The sequence below is a fragment of the Metabacillus sp. YM-086 genome (assembly GCF_048059995.1).
In the GTDB taxonomy this organism is placed as follows: domain Bacteria; phylum Bacillota; class Bacilli; order Bacillales; family Bacillaceae; genus Metabacillus; species Metabacillus litoralis_B.
The window spans coordinates 1-3,049 of record NZ_JBLUOI010000157.1 but is presented as its reverse complement, the minus strand read 5'-3'; the positions used below and the strand labels follow the sequence as shown (position 1 = coordinate 3,049).

Below are 3,049 nucleotides of genomic sequence, written 5' to 3'. Positions count from 1 at the left end.
ATTATTTTTGCTATGGCTAATCCTGTTCCAGAAATTATGCCGAATGAGGCCAAAGAAGCTGGTGCGAAGGTTATTGGAACAGGTCGATCTGATTTTCCAAATCAAGTAAACAATGTATTGGCTTTCCCAGGAATTTTTAGAGGTGCGTTAGATGTACGTGCTACACACATTAATGAGAAAATGAAAATTGCGGCGGTTGAGGCAATTGCAGCACTTGTATCTGAAAAGGATTTAAGTCCAGATTATGTTATTCCGGCACCATTTGATCCAAGAGTGGCACCAGCTGTTGCTTCAGCAGTAGCTAAGGCAGCAATGGAAACCGGTGTGGCAAGAATTAAAGTCGATCCGGAGGAAGTTGCTGAGAAAACGAGGCAATTAGCCATCATTGATTAAAGTGAGTGATTCTTCTTTGACAACTCCGCATTCAAAAGTTTATATTGAAATCCTTCGCCATATTCGCACAATCATTGCAGACAAACAGCTTTCTTATGGAGATAAAATTCCTTCAGAAAGAGAGCTGGCTGAGAATTTAAAAGTTGGAAGATCTTCTGTTCGTGAAGCATTAAGAGCTCTTGAATTATTAGGAATGATTGAAACAAGAAGAGGCGAAGGAACTTTTTTAAAGGATTTTAGAGAGCATAATTTAATTGAACTGTTGGGAACCTTTATTCTTGATGATACAAAAGCAATAAAGGATGTCATTAAAATGAACGAGCTATTAGAAAAGAATGCCCTGCAGTTAATCTTACAAAGTGACATAAATGAACAATTAGTAGAATTATCTAGTATAGTTCAGGAAACAGAGATAACAAGATTTGAATTAATGACTGAACTTGTTAAATTAGCAAATAATTTTCTCTTATATCGAATTTGGAATGTTTTAAATGAATATGTCAACTTTGTATATAAGGGTGATCAATCGCATAGTTTTCCAAAAAAACATTTAGAAATGTTGCTTGATGCTTTAATAAAAAAGGATCATTTAGAAGTGTTTATTCAATATGAAGCGGTATCCCTTAAAGAAAATGTCGAATAGATATTGACAACTTTCTACAACATGTTTGTCCAGCAATCGTTACAGTTAATATAACTGACAATTTTCTAGAAAACAGTTTCTGAAAGTGAATACTAGATTATGTAATCATTATCTGATTTAAATAGAAGCAGCTTTAATAAAGGCTATGTTTAAGCACGTTGTTATTTTTGGCTATAAATTGAGCTAATAGGAAATTTTCGGCCAATTATACAGTGCCTTAGAAAAAGGGGAGGTACCGTTTTGTTAAAAGATTTATTTACTAAGCCAAAACCAAAGAAAAAGAAATATGCCTCAATTCCTTCTGAGCAAGCTAAGCAAGATGTTCCGGAAGGGATTGTCATAAAATGCCCGAATTGTAAAAAAATCATGTATACGAAAGAACTTAATAAAAATTTAAAAGTTTGTATGAATTGTGGATATCATCATCAAATGAATGCTAGAGAGCGAATCGAGAGCTTATTTGATGAAAATAGCTTCCTTGAATATGATCAAAATATGATATCTGAAAATCCTCTAAACTTCCCTGATTATGAGGAAAAACTAGAAAAAGATCGTCTTAAAACAAAGCAAAATGAAGCTGTAGTAACAGGAGAAGGTCTGATAAACGGCTTTAGGACAGCTGTGGCTATCATGGATGCTAGTTTTAGAATGGGAAGTATGGGTTCTGTTGTAGGAGAAAAAATTACCCGAGCAATAGAAAATGCGAATGAAAAAGGATTACCGATTATTATTTTTACTGCTTCTGGTGGAGCTAGGATGCAAGAGGGCGTTTTAAGTCTCATGCAAATGGCTAAAACAAGTTCTGCCCTTAAGCTTTTTAGTGATAATGGTGGGTTGATCATTTCTGTTATGACACATCCAACAACTGGAGGAGTTTCGGCAAGCTTTGCATCACTAGGTGACTATAATTTTGCTGAGCCAGGTGCTTTAATTGGGTTTGCTGGTAGAAGAATTATTGAGCAAACGATTAGAGAAGAGCTTCCTGAAGACTTCCAAACAGCTGAATTTTTACTGAAGCACGGGCAATTAGACAATGTTATTAATCGCCAAGAATTAAAGGAAACTCTTGGGAACATACTTGATATCCATCAAACAGGAGGTGAAATAACATGGTAGGTGAGATGGAGTTTGAAAAGCCAGTTACCGAGCTTAGAGCGAAAATTAAAGAACTGAAAGAGTTTACTGCTCAATCTGATGTTGATTTATCATCTGAAATTGAAAAATTAGAAGCAAGATTAGAAAAGCTTGAAAATGAAATCTATACAAATATAAAGCCTTGGGATAGAGTTCAAATAGCAAGGCATCCTAGTCGCCCTACAACTCTAGATTATATTGAACAAATTTTTACTAATTTCTTTGAATGTCATGGTGACCGATATTATGGTGATGATGATGCCATTGTTAGTGGTATAGCTAAGTTCAGAGATGTACCAGTAACTGTAATTGGTCACCAGCGTGGTAAAGATACAAAAGAAAATATACGAAGAAATTTTGGTATGCCACATCCTGAAGGCTACCGTAAAGCATTACGGTTGATGAAACAAGCTGATAAATTCAATCGTCCGATAATATGTTTTATAGATACAAAAGGAGCTTATCCAGGAAAAGCGGCTGAAGAAAGAGGACAAAGTGAAGCAATTGCTAAAAACTTGTTCGAAATGGCTGGTTTATCTGTACCAGTTATTTGTATCGTTATTGGAGAAGGTGGAAGTGGTGGAGCACTAGCATTAGGTGTAGGAAATTATATTCATATGCTGGAGAACTCTACCTACTCTGTTATTTCACCTGAAGGTGCAGCAGCATTACTTTGGAAAGACTCAGGATTAGCAAAGAAAGCTGCAGAAACGATGAAAATAACTGCCCCAGATTTAAAGGAACTTGGTGTAGTTGATGAAATTATTCCAGAAGTAAAAGGTGGAGCACATAAAGATGTAGCTCAGCAAGCAATCAATATTACTGAGGTAATCGCAAGCTCTTTAAAAACTCTCTCAACTATGACAGGGGAAGAATTAA

General features: G+C 35.6%; 4 protein-coding genes. All 4 read left to right on the top strand.

From position 1 onward, the window contains the following. Positions 1–393: malic enzyme-like NAD(P)-binding protein (locus tag ACEWK1_RS27470; RefSeq protein ID WP_416636864.1), on the top strand; the 393-nt coding region annotated here is incomplete at its 5' end. A 16-nt stretch (positions 394–409) separates the two neighbouring features. After that, positions 410–1,036: a FadR/GntR family transcriptional regulator gene (locus ACEWK1_RS27465; RefSeq protein WP_176550943.1), complete on the top strand. Its 627-nt coding sequence runs from the start codon at positions 410–412 to the stop codon at positions 1,034–1,036. A 240-nt stretch (positions 1,037–1,276) separates the two neighbouring features. Further along, positions 1,277–2,152 carry an acetyl-CoA carboxylase, carboxyltransferase subunit beta gene (accD, locus tag ACEWK1_RS27460; protein WP_098795027.1) on the top strand — a complete coding sequence of 292 codons (876 nt, stop codon included), beginning with the start codon at positions 1,277–1,279 and terminating at the stop codon, positions 2,150–2,152. After that, a partial coding sequence (gene accA, locus ACEWK1_RS27455) for an acetyl-CoA carboxylase carboxyl transferase subunit alpha (RefSeq protein WP_416636863.1) occupies positions 2,146–3,049 on the top strand: 904 nt, incomplete at its 3' end. The genes accD and accA, both read left to right, overlap by 7 nt.